The sequence below is a fragment of the Klebsiella aerogenes KCTC 2190 genome, assembly GCF_000215745.1.
GTDB lineage: Bacteria > Pseudomonadota > Gammaproteobacteria > Enterobacterales > Enterobacteriaceae > Klebsiella > Klebsiella aerogenes.
On sequence record NC_015663.1, the window covers coordinates 3,302,024 to 3,316,856 of the forward strand.

The following is a 14,833-nucleotide window of genomic DNA, read 5'->3' on the forward strand; positions in this document are numbered from 1 at the left end:
TGTTCATGTGCGATCATCATCATGCTGCGCGGCACATATTGTGCCCACAATGTGATCTGCTGGTGGCTTTGCCGCCGCTGGAGCATCGCCAGAAAGCCGCATGCCCACGCTGCGGCACCACGCTCACCACATCGTGGGACGCGCCACGGCAGCGCCCCACGGCCTATGCGCTGGTGGCGCTGTTCATGTTGCTGCTGGCGAACCTGTTTCCTTTTGTTTATATGAAAGTCGGCGGGATCAGCAGCGAAATTGAGCTGCTGGAAATCCCTAATGTGCTGTTCAGCGAGGATTACGCCAGCCTCGGTACGTTCTTTTTACTCTTTGTCCAACTGGTCCCGGCGTTTTGTCTGGTGACCATCTTATTGTTGGTCAATCGCGTTCATATGCCTTCACGCTTGAAGGCGTTTCTGGCGCGGATTTTGTTTCACCTCAAAAGCTGGGGGATGGCGGAGATTTTCCTCGCCGGGGTGCTGGTCAGCTTCGTTAAACTCATGGCCTATGGTGATATCGGCGTTGGGCTGAGCTTTGTTCCCTGGTGTCTGTTCTGCCTGCTGCAATTGCGGGCGTTTCAGTGCGTAGATCGCCGCTGGCTGTGGGACGACATTGCGCCAATGCCGGTCATTAAGCAGCCGCTGCGCCCTGGCGTGCCGGGGCTTCGCCAGGGGTTACGCTCCTGCTCGTGCTGTACGGCGGTGCTGCCAGCGGATGAGAAAGAGTGTCCACGCTGTCACACCAAAGGTACCCCGCGGCGTAAAAACAGCCTGCAGTGGACGCTGGCGCTGCTGATGACGTCATTTGTGCTCTATTTACCCGCCAATATTCTGCCGATTATGATTACCGATCTGCTGGGCGATAAAATGCCGTCGACAATCATGGCGGGCGTCGTTCTGCTGTGGAGTGAGGGCTCTTACCCGGTCGCGCTGGTTATCTTTATCGCCAGTATCATGGTGCCGACGTTAAAAATGATCGCTATCGGCTGGCTATGCTGGAGTGCGAACGGAAACGGCGCGCGTGATTCAGAGCGTATGCACCTGATTTATGAAGTGGTTGAATTTGTTGGCCGTTGGTCAATGATCGACGTTTTTGTCATCGCGGTACTCTCGGCGCTGGTGCGTATGGGAGGCTTGATGAATATCTATCCGGCGATAGGCGCGGTGATGTTCGCGCTGGTCGTTGTTATGACCATGTTCTCGGCCATGATGTTTGACCCACGTCTATTGTGGGACCGTGAACCAGATCCAAGCCATGAGGAAATGCAACAGCATGGAAAATAAGAGCGGAGAAGCGAAAGTGCAGAAGGTGAAGAACTGGTCACCGGTCTGGATCTTTCCGATTGTGACTGTGCTCATCGGCGCATGGATACTGTTTTACCACTACAGCCACCAGGGGCCGGAGGTGACGCTTATCACCACCAACGCCGAAGGCATTGAAGGGGGTAAAACGCGTATCAAGAGCCGCAGCGTTGATGTCGGGGTGGTGGAAAGCGCTATCCTGACTGATGACCTGAAACATGTAGAAATTAAAGCGCGTCTGAACTCGGGGATGCAGAAGCTGCTGCATAAAGACTCGGTGTTCTGGGTGGTGAAACCGCAGGTGGGGCGCGAGGGGATTAGCGGCCTCGGCACCTTGCTTTCCGGCGCCTATATCGAATTGCAGCCAGGTAAAGAAGGTTCTGTGGCGCCGCAGTATCCGCTGTTGGATTCGCCGCCATTGGCTTCACCGGATGCCAAAGGCATCCGTGTTCTGCTGGAAAGTAGCAAAGCCGGGCAACTCTCGCCTGGTGATCCGGTGCTGTTCCGCGGCTATCGCGTCGGTTCGGTTGAAACCAGTACCTTTGATACGCAGAAGCGACGCATCACCTATCAGCTGTTTATCAATGCGCCGAACGACCGTCTGGTGACGACCAACGTTCGTTTCTGGAAAGATAGCGGTATCGCGGTTGACCTCACGTCCGCGGGAATGCGCGTCGAGATGGGATCGCTGTCGACGCTGTTTGGCGGCGGTGTGAGCTTTGACATTCCGGAAGGACTTGATCTCGGCGAGCCGGTGGCGAATAAAACGGAATACCACCTGTTTGACGATCAGAAGAGTATTCAGGATTCGGTGTTCACCCAGCATATTGATTACGTCCTGTTCTTTAAAGATTCAGTGCGTGGTCTGCAGCCAGGGGCGCCGGTTGAATTCCGCGGTATTCGTCTTGGTACCGTCGGCAAAGTGCCGTTCTTTATCCCCGGTTTGAAACAGAGCCTGAACGATGATTATCGTATCCCGGTTGAAATACGTATCGAGCCGGAACGTCTGATCAATCAACTGGGCGGCGATCCGAACATTCGCGCGCATATTGACGATCTGATCAACCGCGGGCTTCGTGCTTCGCTGAAAACCGGCAACCTGGTCACCGGCGCGCTGTATATCGATCTCGACTTCTATCCGAAAGCGCCTCCGCGCGGCAAGATTCAGGAGTTCGGCGGCTATCCGATCATTCCAACCGTCAGCGGCGGTCTGGCACAGATCCAGCAGCGTCTGATGGATGCGCTCGATAAGATTAACAATCTGCCGATTAACCCGCTGCTGGAGCAGGCGACCAGTACCCTGGCGCAGAGCCAGAAAACCATGCAGCGTGTCCAGACTACGCTCGACAACTTGAATAAGATCACTTCAAGCCAGTCGATGCAGCAGCTTCCAGCTGATATGCAGAGTACGTTGCGCGAGTTGAACCGCAGTATGCAGGGCTTCCAGCCAGGCTCGGCGGCCTACAATAAGATGGTTGCGGATATGCAGCGACTGGATCAGGTGCTTCGTGAACTGCAGCCGGTACTGAAAACCCTCAACGACAAGAGCAATGCGCTGGTATTTGAGGCCAAGGATAAAAAAGATCCGCAGCCGAAGGGAGCGAAATAATGAAAAAGTGGTTAGTAGCGGCAGCGGTATGCGTACTGACGGCCTGCAGCAGCGGTGGGGAGAGTAAAACTTACTATCAATTACCGGTAGCAAAGAGCGGCGCGCAAAGCGCCGTCAACCAGAGCAAGAATTTGCTGTGGGTTGAGCAGGTCAGTATCCCTGATTATCTGGCCGGGAATGGCGTGGTTTATCAGACTACCGATGTGCAGTATGTGATTGCTAATAATAATCTGTGGGCGAGCCCGCTGGACCAGCAGTTACGTACCACGCTGGTGGCGAATCTGAGCAATCAACTGCCGGGTTGGGTGGTGGCATCGCAGCCGTTAGGCAGCGAGCAGGATACGCTTAATGTCTCCGTTAGCGGCTTCCACGGCCGCTACGACGGCCGGGTCATTGTTAGCGGTGAATGGCTGCTTAAGCATCAGGGGCAGTTAATCAAGCGTCCGTTCAATATTGAACTTAAGCAACAGCAGGATGGCTATGACGCGATGGTTAAGACCCTGGCGCAGGCCTGGAGCCAGGAAGCCACCGCGATTGCGAGTGAGTTGAACCGCCTGCCATAAGTAAAATTAATAAAATTAAAGCCGCCGCGACCTGAAAAATCGCCGCGGCTTTTTTATTTGCCGCATCAGGTTGATAGTTGTGCTGGCTCACGATTTTTGTACAAATGAACTTTCATATAGCTCACAAATATGACACTGGCGTGAATTTTGCGCATTGACGCTGCCTGCGTTTCGCGGTAAAGGTTATACGTGGTTGCATATTTAGTGACCACTGTTTTCTTTTCCACCAGATCAAATAATGAGGGAAACGAGGCATGAAGAGACAAAAACGAGATCGCCTGGAACGGGCACATCAGCGTGGATATCAGGCCGGCATTACCGGCAGATCGAAAGAAATGTGTCCCTACCAGACCCTTAATCAGAGGTCCCATTGGCTAGGAGGTTGGCGAGAAGCCATGGAGGACAGGGTGCAGACTGCCTGACTGTCTCTTTAAAAAAGAAGCCTTCGCTCTGCGAAGGCTTCGCCTTTTGTACTTCAGGACCTTTTAGTACTTCAGGATAAGTACGGTAGATAAATCAGAACGCGGAAGTATCCTGGAACAGACCGACTTTCAGGTCAGTTGCAGAGTAGATCAGACGCCCATCAACCAGCACCTCGCCATCCGCCAGGCCCATGATCAGGCGACGGTTTACGATGCGTTTGAAGTGGATACGATAGGTGACTTTTTTCGCCGTCGGCAGAATCTGACCGGTAAATTTCACTTCGCCTACGCCCAGCGCACGGCCTTTACCTTCGCCGCCCAGCCAGCCCAGATAGAAGCCTACCAGTTGCCACATTGCGTCCAGACCCAGACAGCCAGGCATTACCGGGTCGCCGATGAAGTGACAACCGAAGAACCACAGGTCTGGGTTGATGTCGAGCTCAGCTTCAACGTAACCTTTGTCGTAGTTGCCGCCGGTTTCGGTCATCTTGACGACGCGGTCCATCATCAGCATGCTCGGCGCCGGCAGTTGCGGGCCTTTCGCGCCAAACAGTTCACCACGACCAGAGGCAAGAAGATCTTCTTTTGTATAGGATTCGCGTTTATCTACCATGTTTTCAGTAAGCCTTATTTTGAGTTCGGGACGCAGGATAGCTAACACGTGTAAGCTGAACAAGTCCGATCAGTTCGAATTTGATCCGCCTAACCAGCGTAGCGGCCATGGAAAACGATGGCGAGTCTCTTGTTGCATCGCCTGCGCAATCCGTTCCTGAATGGTTTGTCGTAGCGTTTGTCCTTCACCATCCCATTGCAGCTGGGTGAGAAGCGGCAGGGCTTCGGTAACGTCGTCAATGGCCCAGATAAAGAACTGTTCGTCAGCCACCGCCTGGCGAAGCTCCTGTGCCAGGCTCAGATGGCGGACGTTGGCAGACGGAATAATAACGCCTTGCTTGCCTGTTAATCCGCGCTGCTGGCAGATGGTGAAGAAACCTTCAATCTTTTCGTTCAGTCCGCCGACCGGCTGGACGCGACCGAACTGATCGACCGAGCCGGTAATCGCAATACTCTGGTTGATCGGCACATTGGCCAGCGCGCTGATAAGCGCGCACAGCTCAGCCATTGAGGCGCTATCGCCATCCACTTCACTGTAGGACTGCTCGAAGGTTAGTGAAGCGCTAAATGGCAGCTGCTGTTCAAGTTCGAGCTCGGACATAATAAACGCCTGCATGATCATCATGCCTTTGGCGTGAATATTACCGCCCAGTTCAGCTTTACGCTCAACGTCAATAAATTCGCCGTCGCCGATATGGACTACACAGCTGATACGCGAAGGTTCGCCAAAGGCGCGCGGGTGGCCCGGAAATTCGATTACCGACAGGGCATTGATTTGGCCGATGCATTCGCCTTCGGTATCAATCATGATCTGATCGAGAAGAATTTCATCGCGCATTCGCTCGGCAAGATAGCCTTCACGCCATTCACGGCGCTCAAGCATAGTTTGCATCTCCGCGCCGCTAATCCATTCGCCTTCGCAGAAGGCTGCCGCTTCACGCAGCTGACGGCCAATCCAGAGAGGGGAAAGCGGAAGCGTCTCCTGATCGCCGGTGTCGCGCACGCCTTCTTCAATCAGCAGCGGCCATGCGTCAGCCGCCGGCCCAGGCAGCGAAAGCTGACGAGCATGTTGCCAGACCCACTGGCACCAGAGTTTCAGGGTGTCGGCATCGGCTATCTGCAAGTTATCTTCATACTCGCTATAAATGGCCTGCGACGCGAGTTCCGGTTCCATCTCCTGAAAGTCAGCCAGCGCATCACGCTCGCCGATCAGAATGATCCTCAGGTTCAGCGGCATGGAAGGAATGCTAACGGGAAGAGGGCGGGATTCATCAATGGACAACCAGTCAAAGCGCTGACGGGTCACCATGTTCTTCAGGCGCATCCATAGCAGCGGCTGGGCCAGTAGCGCACGCAGGGAGAGCAACAGGACGCCGCCGTTCGCGCGGTGCACCAGACCCGGCTGCAGCGAAATTTCGCCGTTAAACTGGCGTACGCAACCAAAGAGCTGTTCCGCTTCAATCCAGTCGGCGGATTCAACCGGACCGTTGCTGGCAAAATTGTCTTCCGCGCTTTGTGCCGGCGACATGGTTACGTTGCCGCCGTTGACCTGATAGCGTACACCGCATAGCGCTGTCGTAGGCTGCTGCAGGCTGCGCGCGGCTTCGGCTACCCAATGCAGATACTCCGGCTCTTCCGGCGCCTTTACCAGCATAAATGATGAAATGGCTGGCGTGATCAGAAGCTGTTCCAGCGCATAAAATAAACGGGGTTGTAGATCGCCGGCGAGGGATGCCTCTGTCTCGGCGAGATTGACCTGGGTAAACAGCGCCTGATAACTTTCCGTATCAGGAGCGAGGTCGTTTCGGGTAAGTTTCGTAATGGTCAAAGTCGCTGTTTTTTAGTCAGATGTAAAACGAGCGATTATACCCGATACCGCGTCTGCGCACACGGAGGATTGCGTTTATCACGCTGATAATGGAATCGTCCACTTCACGAAAGATGATTTATTCTCAGCACATCCAGAAAAAACTGATATCCTGAAATGAGTTACACGGTCACATTGAGATCGCAATGAAATATCAACAACTGGAAAACCTTGAAAGCGGCTGGAAATGGAAATATCTGGTAAAGAAGCACCGGGAAGGTGAGTTGATTACCCGCTACATTGAAGCCAGCGCTGCGCAAGCCGCGGTCGATGTCTTGCTGACGCTCGAAAATGAACCTGTTCTGGTGAATACCTGGATCGATCAGCATATGAATCCGGAGCTCGCTAACCGGATGAAGCAGACTATTCGCGCACGACGCAAGCGTCATTTTAACGCCGAGCATCAGCATACGCGGAAAAAGTCCATCGATCTGGAGTTCGTTGTCTGGCAACGCCTGGCCGGGCTTGCGCAACGGCGAGGCAAGACATTATCAGAAACCATCGTACAGCTAATTGAAGACGCCGAGCATAAAGAAAAATATGCCAGCAAGATGTCGAGCCTGAAGCACGATCTGCAGGTGCTCTTAGGAAAAGAGTAAGTAGCGGCCAACGTTGCTTGAGATTTTCCTCTGAACTCAAAATCAGGCCAAAAAAAACCCCGCATCAGCGGGGTTTTTTATCGTAGGAAACTTAAGCCTGCGGCTGAGTTACTACGTCTTTGTAACCTTTAACTTCGATCGCAACACGACGATCCGGAGCCAGGCAGTCGATCAGTGCAGCGCGAGCTTTCACGTTGTCACAGGTGTTGCCGGTAACCGGATCAGATTCGCCCATACCGCGAGCAGAGATCTTGTTAGCCGGGATGCCTTTAGCTACGAGGTAGTCAACAACGGACTGAGCACGTTTCTCAGACAGTTTCTGGTTGTACTGCTCGGAACCGATGCGGTCGGTGTAACCCAGAACAACTGCAGAACCGTCTTTCGGGTCCATGTTGCTCAGCTGGGTGTACAGCTGATCCAGAGCCTGCTGACCTTCTGGTTTCAGAGTTGCTTTGTTGAAGTTGAACAGAACGTCAGACTTCAGGGTGAAGGTCTTGGTGGTGACTTCCGGAGCCGGAGCCGGAGCCGGAGCTACAACCGGTGCATTGTCTTCCTGACCGAAACGGTAGGAAACACCAACGCTCAGCATGCCGTTGTCCGGACGAACGCCTACAGTGCCAGCGTCGCCGATGTTGTTAACCCACTGGTATTCCAGACGGGTAGCGATGTCACGGGTCATTGCCCACTCAACGCCGCCAGCGAATACTGGGGAAACGCCGGTGTCATGGTTGTCACCGATACGGTTGTTGCTGGAGTCAGCGCGCCATACCATGCCGCCCAGACGGGTGTAGATGTCCAGATCGTCAGTGATCGGGTAACCCAGTTTAGCGGTCAGCTGAACGCCCTGAGCTTTGAATGCGCCGTTAACGTTGTCGCCTTTGTAAGGCATACGGCCCAGCCAGTCGTAACCCATTTCGAAACCGAGGTACGGGTTAACCTGATAACCACCGAACGCACCAGCGCCCAGCTGGCTTTCGTGGGTCGGACCATTGTTATTCAGGTTGCTGTTGTACCAGCCGGTGTCATGGAACTGGGACCAACCCAGTTTACCACCTGCATACCAGGTGTTATCTTTCGGAGCGGCCTGCGCTACGGTAGCGAAGCCAGCCAGTGCCACTGCAATCGCGATAGCTGTCTTTTTCATTTTTTGCGCCTCATTATCATCCAAAATTCGCCATGAAGGTACATAAGACCTCACGGTTAAATCCTTCACCGGGGGCGTGACTCGTTGTTAACTATGCTGATACATGCAGCGTAAGCCGATCACCCCTGGCGATGTAAAGTCTACAACTTAGTTAGAAACTTACAAGTGTGAACTCGGTCAGGCATATGAAAAAAAAGGGTTGTATACACAATATTTAACAAATATGGTTAATTTGTGAACGCGGTGAAAAGTCGCAAAACCGCACCACACCGGGATCTCTGTGAAATTAACCACTTTACGAGAATGGTTTTTGACGAGGCAAAAAAAATTCCAGGATTAATCCTAATTTCACTCAATGATATAAATTTGAGTGAATTTTTAGCCCACTTAATTGTCTCCCAAGCTGGCTTGTATTTCTCACCGGGCGCATGATAAAGCCCATCGCATGACCTTCTTCTGCGGCGAGCGCCAGACGTTCATGTTCTTGTTCAGTAAGTTCATCCGTCAGCCAGCCAATAACCACGCTATAATTCCCGGTACGTAAAGCGCGAATCATCGATTCCAGAGTATTGCAGGGCGACATCTGGTTAATCTGCATCACTTTTGAAAGCGGAAGGCCGGACGACTGTACCCATTCTTTACTCAGCTTTTGCTGCGGGGTGAGCCACAGTTGCCAGCGCGACTGCTGGCCAAGCTGCTGTAATAAAGGTAGCAGCAAAAGCTGCGTCATCATGGGTTGATCTTCGCGATAGACGATTTCACTAATCAGCCCAGTGGCTGAATGTTCGACGACGCTGTGCGAAGGGCGACGTACTGAAGCCGAAGTCAGTGGTGAACGATTTGCGTGAGCTGAAGTAAACATAGTCTATCTCGCCTGTGGGTTACTGTATGCATATACAGTATATCTGCCAGGGGGCGTCGTCAACCTCATTTTCCCATTTTTGCATATATTTTATGCACTCTACCCGGCTATGAATTATCGCTGCGGCGACTTATTTATATGAATTCACTGTCTCTATGCTGAACCCGCAGGCGACATTTTCCTCCGTTAATCTTTACTTCACGGCTGCCGGGCGTGTCCTCAATGGGGCCGATATGCTGTTCATCAATTAACATTGCTTAAGTATTCAGCGAGTCTCTGTAACACAATTTGCAGAATAACTTTTTCCTGAAAGCGCCTCGCAAAACAGCGAGCTGATTGAGATGAAGCCAAAATTCATCTTGCTGCACAAAACGAACTCACTTATTTTCTTCAATAACGGATCCGTTAATAAAATTACTTTTATGTGCATGATTAACAAAGGAATGATCATGAAGAAAATTTCAAAATTACGGTTCCTCCAGTTTCAGGAGTGCCTTTCCCCCTTAGGTAAAATCAGTAGCCGGCCTTTATTCGGCGGGTATAGTCTGGCGATTGAAAATACCGTATTCGCCATGGTGGCTGAGGGCGAAATCTATCTTAGGGTTTGCGAACAAAGCGCCTCTTATCGGGTTGAACATCACAGCCCGATGCTGATGATGCGCAAGAATGGCCGGCCAGTGGCCTTAAAGTATTACCGGATAGATGAAGCACTATGGCAGGACAGTAAAATGCTGTTTCACCTATCGCAGCTGTCATTGCATTCGGCGCGAAGCGAAAAGCAGCATCAGCGTGATTCCGGCAGACTAAAGAATTTGCCTAATATCAGCTTCCATATGGAGTTGATGTTGATCCATGCCGGAATAACCGATGTGAAAATGCTGCGTACACTCGGGGCGGAAAAGAGCTGGTTAAAATTGAGAGAGCATAATAAAGGAATATCAATCAATGTCCTTGAGTCCCTGGCGGGCGCGATTGCCGGCATTCATTCCGCCGCGCTCCCGGCGCAGCGGCGCCAGGAGCTACGGGAGTGGGCTAATACACAAGGATACAGCGTGGAGGATTATTCCGGTTGACCAGCAATCCGGCGCTGCAGACGACATATTTCCGGCAGCAGTGCGAGCAGTAGCCCAATCTGCTGCAGGACCAATGGTTCTTTACTGTCGGCTCGCGGCTCCAGATGTTGAATTCGCGATTGCAGGTTGCTGAGCGCCTGCTGAACACGCTGTTCGTCTGCGGGAGAATGATGCAGCGCATCATCGACGTAGCAGACGGCATCATCGAGTAACGCCAGTATTTCCGGAGTCGTCAGTTTTTCCCTGTGCGCCCCCAACGCGGAAATATAGCTGGTAAAGGTATGGTTAAGACACAACAGGCGGAATGCCGTTTCACGCATCGTGTTGTCGGCTTTAGGCTCTGTGGATAAATTTGATACCACTGATGCCAGTTCGCTATCCCGGTTATGTGCGTTACGCCGGGCAACGCGATACTCAAGACGGTTATCGCGCCCCTGATGATACTGCTCGAGAATAGCGTCAAGATAACGGCAGTTAGCGTTGATGGCCTGATCCAGTACGCGAGGTAAGTTACGGAAGTTCCAGTCAGGCCAGATAAAGGTCACTGCCGCCCAGGCGATGGCGCAGCCGATCAGCGTATCAAGGATACGCGGTAAAGCGACTTCGAATCCTTCACCTAACAGGTTAAAGCACAGCAGTACCAGCAGCGTGATAAACATCGTGGCGTGCGCATACTGCACGTTGCGAAAAGCGAAAAACAGCACGCCGGTTAGTACAATGAGCAGCAGCTGGCCTTCAACCGAGGGAACCAGCAGCAGCACCGGTAGGCCGATCGCGACGCCAATCAATGTACCGATGATCCTTAACGCCAGACGATGCCGGGTCGCGTTATAGTTCGGCTGACAAACAAACAGGCTGGTAAGCAAAATCCAGTAACCGTGGTTGAGGCCGGTAAACTGAATGAACGCATAGCCCGCGCACAGCACCAGTGACATTCGCACCGCGTGGCGGAAAAGCGCCGATTCCGGCGTCATATTGCTGCGCAGTCGTAACCAGATATCGCTAAACCCGCTAGGGCGATCGTCGGCAAGCAGATTTTCGGGATGGTTGCTGGCCAGCACGCTGGTCTGCACCGATTCGATAGTTGCCAATTGCGCATCAATAGCGCGTAGGTTATTGAGCAGAAAACCCAGCGCTTTGACCTGATCTTGCGGCGCGCCGCTGGCGCGGACGCGATCCAGCGCCGCGTCCAGATGCATAAAGGCACGTTCAAAGTGCGCATCATGCTGATACGGGATGCGTAAGAGAATGGCGCGGGAAAGTTTTTGACAGGCCTGCGCCTGCATTGACAACATCCGTTGGAAACGGAACATCACATCGCTGTAGCGGAAATGGTCGCGAAGCGTCTGATACTGAATATGTGATGAGCTGGCACGCTCATGAATGTCCTGGGCGACGAAATAATACTGAAGGGTGCGACGAGTGCCGCGTTGCCCGCGGTCGCCGCGCAGGCGTGTCAGTAAAGACGCTTTCGTCTGGTTAAGCATCGCAACCAGCTTGCCGTTAGCGAGCGCCAGATCGTACAAAGGGGCCTGACTTTCATCTTCGATATCCGGATCGAACAGTCGGGATTTAAGTTCAAGGTATTGGGCCAGCTGTTCATAGCTGCGCGCAAGATTATCCTGCAGTGGGCGGATGGGAAAAATAAGATGCCCTGCGAGTGTCAATACGTTGTACCAGATGGCGCCAGCCAGCAAAAAGAGCGGCTGCAGGTACCAACTGTTATACAGAGTGACCCCTAACATGGTGTAGATAGCGATCAGTAAGGCGCCGAAAGCAATGGTGGCATAGCGTTGACCCAGCCCGCCGAGCAGGATAAAACCCGTCGTGGACAGGGTTAACCCAATAGCAAACAGCCACGGCCATGGAAACAGTAACTCCACCGACGCGGAGGCAATAAAGAAGCAGACCAGCGTAATAGCGAGATTACGTAACCGCCCGGTAAGGCGATCGTCGAGGTCGGTCAACGCCGCGGCAACCACCCCAAGCGTTAACGGGATGGTGAGTTTGACTTCGCCAATCCACCACGGCGCAACCGTGGTGCCACAAAGCGCAATAAATATCCTGGCGTTATATAGCCAGGCGCTATTCCATGTATAACGGCGGAGCAGGGGGCTTAACATAACAGTGTTCCGTACAATTACTGAAAGCGACGGCGGGCGTTGGCTTCGCGCGCGGCGCGAGCCGTTTCAACGGAGACCACGCGGCGTCCTACCGGCCAAAGTGCAATGGCGGCAATTTTAAAATTGGCGATCCCCACGGGGATACCAAGGATGGTCAGGCACTGCGCAATACCGCTGAAAATATGCATCAGGCACAGCCACCAACCGAAGAACATGAACCACAAAATATTCAAAATAGTGCCGCCCGCGTTCAGTAAACTGTTTTTTGCTTCAGGTTCCAGTTCATCAACATGAATGGCTTCATTACCGTAGGGGAACAGCGATAGTCTGGTGATTTCCCAACATGAACGCGTCAGCGGTAACGTGAAGATCAAAATAATACTGACCAGCGTCGCCAGTAGCCAACCGAGTGTGGTGGCGAAACCGCCAAGAACAAAGTTCAAAATATTCAGAATGGTACGCATAAACCCTCTGGTTAACCCTGTGGATAATAAGACCCGGCAATTGTAACGTTTTTTTGCGCTGGAGCACCTGCTCGCGGGCGGTTAAACTTAAAAACATTCAAACTGATTGAAATTTGGCGATATATGGAACTTAAAGCGACAACATTGGGCAAACGCATGGCACAGCATCCTTATGATCGGGTGCAGTTGCTTAATGCCGGGGTCAAAGTCTCAGGCGATCGTCATGAGTATCTTATACCTTTCAATCAGTTATTGTCAGTTCAATGTAAGCGAGGCCTGGTGTGGGGCGAGCTGGAATTCGTGCTGCCGGAAAGCAAAGTTGTGCGTTTGCATGGTACCGAATGGACTGAGACGCAGCATTTCTTTCATCATCTCAATAATCTCTGGCAACAGTGGAGCGCGGAGATGAGCGAAATCGCCGCGGACTTGCTGCGCCTGCAGTTAAGTGAAATTGAACGAGCCAGCGCCGAAGGTAAGTGGTTGACGCGCCAGCAGGTCGCGGACGTGCAGGATAAAATCCGCCGGGCTTTAACCGGGTTGCCTTTCCCTGAGAGCCGTCTGGATGAATTCGATAATTGCCGCGAACTGTGGCGCCAGTGCCAATGTTGGCTTAGCGATATCGACGAGGCTCGCCTGGCGCATAATCAAGCCTATACCGAAGCTATGCTGGAACAGTATCGCGGTTTCTTCGATAAGATTGAGTCTTCGCCGCTCAACCCGGCGCAGGCGCGGGCGGTGGTTAACGGCGAGCGTTCGCTGCTGGTTCTTGCTGGCGCCGGTAGCGGCAAAACGTCGGTACTGGTCGCTCGTGCCGGGTGGTTATTAAATCGCGGCGAAGCAGCGGCGGATCAGATCCTCCTACTGGCCTTTGGCCGTCAGGCGGCTCAGGAAATGGATGAACGTATTCAGGAGCGGTTGGGAACTGACGAGATTGCCGCGCGAACGTTCCATTCACTGGCGTTACATATTATTCAGCAGGGCAGCAAGAAAGTGCCGGCGATCAGTAAGCTGGAAAACGATACAGCCGCCCGGCAAAAGCTATTGTTGAAAGCCTGGCAGCAGCAGTGTCAGGAGAAAAAAGCGCAGGCCAAAGGCTGGCGTCAGTGGCTGGTGGATGAGATGGAGTGGCAGATTGACGAAGGCGATTTCTGGCAGGATCGCGCGCTGCTGCGCCGCCTGGCCGGCCGCCTTGACCGCTGGGTTAGTTTAATGCGCATGCACGGCGGCTCGCAGGCGGAAATGATCGCCAGCGCGCCTGAAGAGGTCCGCGATCTTTTTAATAAGCGTGTGAAACTGATGGCCCCGCTGCTGAAAGCCTGGAAAACGGCGTTGAAAGAGGAAAATGCCGTTGATTTCTCCGGGCTTATACACCAGGCGGTTAACATACTGGATAAAGGCCGTTTTGTGAGCCCCTGGAAACATATTCTGGTGGATGAATTTCAGGATATCTCTCCACAGCGCGCTGAATTGCTGGCGGCGCTGCGCCGGCAAAATAAACAGACAACGTTATTTGCCGTGGGTGACGACTGGCAGGCGATTTATCGCTTTAGCGGCGCGCAGCTTTCTTTAACCACGGCATTCAACCACTACTTTGGTGAAGGGGACTGTTGTGCGCTGGATACCACCTATCGGTTTAACGGTCGAATAGGCGAGATTGCCAACGGTTTTATTCAGCAAAACCCGCATCAGTTGGCTAAGCCGCTGAATAGCCTGACCGCTGGCGATAAGAAAGCGGTGACCCTGCTGCCCGACGATAAACTCGACGATCTGCTCGACAAGTTGAGCGGCTACGTTAAACCCGAGCAGCGAATTTTGCTGCTGGCTCGTTATCATCATCTGAAGCCCGCCGCGCTGGAAAAAGCCGCGACCCGCTGGCCGCATCTGCAGCTAGATTTTATGACAATTCATGCCAGCAAGGGCCAGCAGGCTGACTTTGTTATTGTGTTGGGCCTGCAGGAGGGGGGTGACGCCTTCCCGGCGCCGGCAAGAGAGTCGGTAATGGAACAAGCGTTGCTGCCACAGCCGGAAGATTTCCCTGATGCTGAAGAGCGTCGGCTACTGTATGTGGCGATAACCCGCGCTCGCCTGCGGGTCTGGCTGCTGTTCAATAAAGAACGGTCTTCGTCCTTTGTTGAGATACTGCAGGAACTGGGCGTGCCGGTAGCGCGAAAGCCCTGATCGTCGGCGGCCATCAGGCCGCCGT

13 protein-coding genes are annotated in these 14,833 nt (G+C 53.1%); 7 read left to right on the top strand and 6 right to left on the bottom strand.

Annotation, left to right across the window (positions count from 1 at the left end; all coding sequences use genetic code 11):
• The first annotated feature begins 5 nt into the window (after positions 1-5).
• The 4 genes from pqiA to rmf all read left to right on the top strand — a co-directional run bounded on the left by pqiA (position 6) and on the right by rmf (position 3,886).
• Entirely contained in the window at positions 6-1,274 is a 1,269-nt protein-coding gene (gene pqiA, locus EAE_RS15580; RefSeq protein ID WP_015367438.1) for a membrane integrity-associated transporter subunit PqiA, read from the top strand.
• Positions 1,264-2,901 (top strand): intermembrane transport protein PqiB, encoded by a 1,638-nt coding sequence (pqiB, locus tag EAE_RS15585; protein WP_015704905.1) that lies wholly within the window; start codon positions 1,264-1,266, stop codon positions 2,899-2,901. Before pqiA ends, pqiB begins: the two co-directional genes overlap by 11 nt.
• Positions 2,901-3,464 (top strand): membrane integrity-associated transporter subunit PqiC, encoded by a 564-nt coding sequence (pqiC, locus tag EAE_RS15590; protein WP_015367436.1) that lies wholly within the window; start codon positions 2,901-2,903, stop codon positions 3,462-3,464. Before pqiB ends, pqiC begins: the two co-directional genes overlap by 1 nt.
• A 254-nt stretch (positions 3,465-3,718) precedes the next feature.
• Complete coding sequence (rmf, locus tag EAE_RS15595; protein WP_015704906.1) at positions 3,719-3,886, top strand: ribosome modulation factor; 168 nt, start codon at positions 3,719-3,721, stop codon at positions 3,884-3,886.
• A 94-nt stretch (positions 3,887-3,980) separates the two neighbouring features.
• Here rmf and fabA read toward each other — a convergent pair whose 3' ends face one another.
• Both fabA and EAE_RS15605 read right to left on the bottom strand, forming a co-directional pair.
• A complete protein-coding gene (gene fabA / locus EAE_RS15600) occupies positions 3,981-4,499 on the bottom strand; it encodes a bifunctional 3-hydroxydecanoyl-ACP dehydratase/trans-2-decenoyl-ACP isomerase (RefSeq protein WP_015704907.1) in 519 nt (172 codons plus the stop codon).
• A 69-nt stretch (positions 4,500-4,568) separates the two neighbouring features.
• Positions 4,569-6,326: an AAA family ATPase gene (locus EAE_RS15605; RefSeq protein WP_015367433.1), complete on the bottom strand. Its 1,758-nt coding sequence runs from the start codon at positions 6,324-6,326 to the stop codon at positions 4,569-4,571.
• A gap of 185 nt (positions 6,327-6,511) precedes the next feature.
• On the opposite strand from EAE_RS15605, the gene matP reads away from it, so the two are divergent.
• Positions 6,512-6,964 (top strand): macrodomain Ter protein MatP, encoded by a 453-nt coding sequence (gene matP / locus EAE_RS15610; protein WP_015367432.1) that lies wholly within the window; start codon positions 6,512-6,514, stop codon positions 6,962-6,964.
• Between the two features lie 91 nt (positions 6,965-7,055).
• On the opposite strand, the gene ompA is transcribed toward matP, so the two are convergent.
• On the bottom strand, positions 7,056-8,108 hold the full coding sequence (gene ompA, locus EAE_RS15615; RefSeq protein ID WP_015704908.1) for a porin OmpA: 1,053 nt from the start codon (positions 8,106-8,108) through the stop codon (positions 7,056-7,058).
• 352 nt (positions 8,109-8,460) lie between these two features.
• A complete protein-coding gene (gene sulA / locus EAE_RS15620) occupies positions 8,461-8,970 on the bottom strand; it encodes an SOS-induced cell division inhibitor SulA (protein WP_015367430.1) in 510 nt (169 codons plus the stop codon).
• Between the two features lie 449 nt (positions 8,971-9,419).
• Between sulA and EAE_RS15625 the strand changes: the two genes are divergently transcribed.
• On the top strand, positions 9,420-10,043 hold the full coding sequence (locus tag EAE_RS15625) for a TfoX/Sxy family DNA transformation protein (RefSeq protein ID WP_026612357.1): 624 nt from the start codon (positions 9,420-9,422) through the stop codon (positions 10,041-10,043).
• On the opposite strand, the gene yccS is transcribed toward EAE_RS15625, so the two are convergent.
• Positions 10,031-12,166, bottom strand: coding sequence for a YccS family putative transporter (gene yccS, locus EAE_RS15630; protein ID WP_015367427.1), 2,136 nt, complete (start codon positions 12,164-12,166; stop codon positions 10,031-10,033). The two genes, EAE_RS15625 and yccS, sit on opposite strands and share 13 nt — an antisense overlap.
• Before the next feature lie 17 nt (positions 12,167-12,183).
• On the bottom strand, positions 12,184-12,630 hold the full coding sequence (locus EAE_RS15635; RefSeq protein WP_015704910.1) for a YccF domain-containing protein: 447 nt from the start codon (positions 12,628-12,630) through the stop codon (positions 12,184-12,186).
• A 123-nt stretch (positions 12,631-12,753) separates the two neighbouring features.
• Here EAE_RS15635 and helD point away from each other — a divergent pair, with 123 nt between their 5' ends.
• Entirely contained in the window at positions 12,754-14,808 is a 2,055-nt protein-coding gene (helD, locus tag EAE_RS15640) for a DNA helicase IV (RefSeq protein WP_015704911.1), read from the top strand.
• Positions 14,809-14,833 lie beyond the last annotated feature (25 nt).

Excerpts from the sequence above, each read along its gene's own strand:
- pqiA (WP_015367438.1), top strand. The coding sequence starts at position 6 with ATGTGCGATCATCATCATGCTGCGCGGCACATATTGTGCCCACAATGT.
- pqiB (WP_015704905.1), top strand. The coding sequence starts at position 1,264 with ATGGAAAATAAGAGCGGAGAAGCGAAAGTGCAGAAGGTGAAGAACTGG.
- pqiC (WP_015367436.1), top strand. The coding sequence starts at position 2,901 with ATGAAAAAGTGGTTAGTAGCGGCAGCGGTATGCGTACTGACGGCCTGC.
- rmf (WP_015704906.1), top strand. The coding sequence starts at position 3,719 with ATGAAGAGACAAAAACGAGATCGCCTGGAACGGGCACATCAGCGTGGA.
- fabA (WP_015704907.1), bottom strand. The coding sequence starts at position 4,499 with ATGGTAGATAAACGCGAATCCTATACAAAAGAAGATCTTCTTGCCTCT.
- matP (WP_015367432.1), top strand. The coding sequence starts at position 6,512 with ATGAAATATCAACAACTGGAAAACCTTGAAAGCGGCTGGAAATGGAAA.
- ompA (WP_015704908.1), bottom strand. The coding sequence starts at position 8,108 with ATGAAAAAGACAGCTATCGCGATTGCAGTGGCACTGGCTGGCTTCGCT.
- sulA (WP_015367430.1), bottom strand. The coding sequence starts at position 8,970 with ATGTTTACTTCAGCTCACGCAAATCGTTCACCACTGACTTCGGCTTCA.
- EAE_RS15625 (WP_026612357.1), top strand. The coding sequence starts at position 9,420 with ATGAAGAAAATTTCAAAATTACGGTTCCTCCAGTTTCAGGAGTGCCTT.
- yccS (WP_015367427.1), bottom strand. The coding sequence starts at position 12,166 with ATGTTAAGCCCCCTGCTCCGCCGTTATACATGGAATAGCGCCTGGCTA.
- EAE_RS15635 (WP_015704910.1), bottom strand. The coding sequence starts at position 12,630 with ATGCGTACCATTCTGAATATTTTGAACTTTGTTCTTGGCGGTTTCGCC.
- helD (WP_015704911.1), top strand. The coding sequence starts at position 12,754 with ATGGAACTTAAAGCGACAACATTGGGCAAACGCATGGCACAGCATCCT.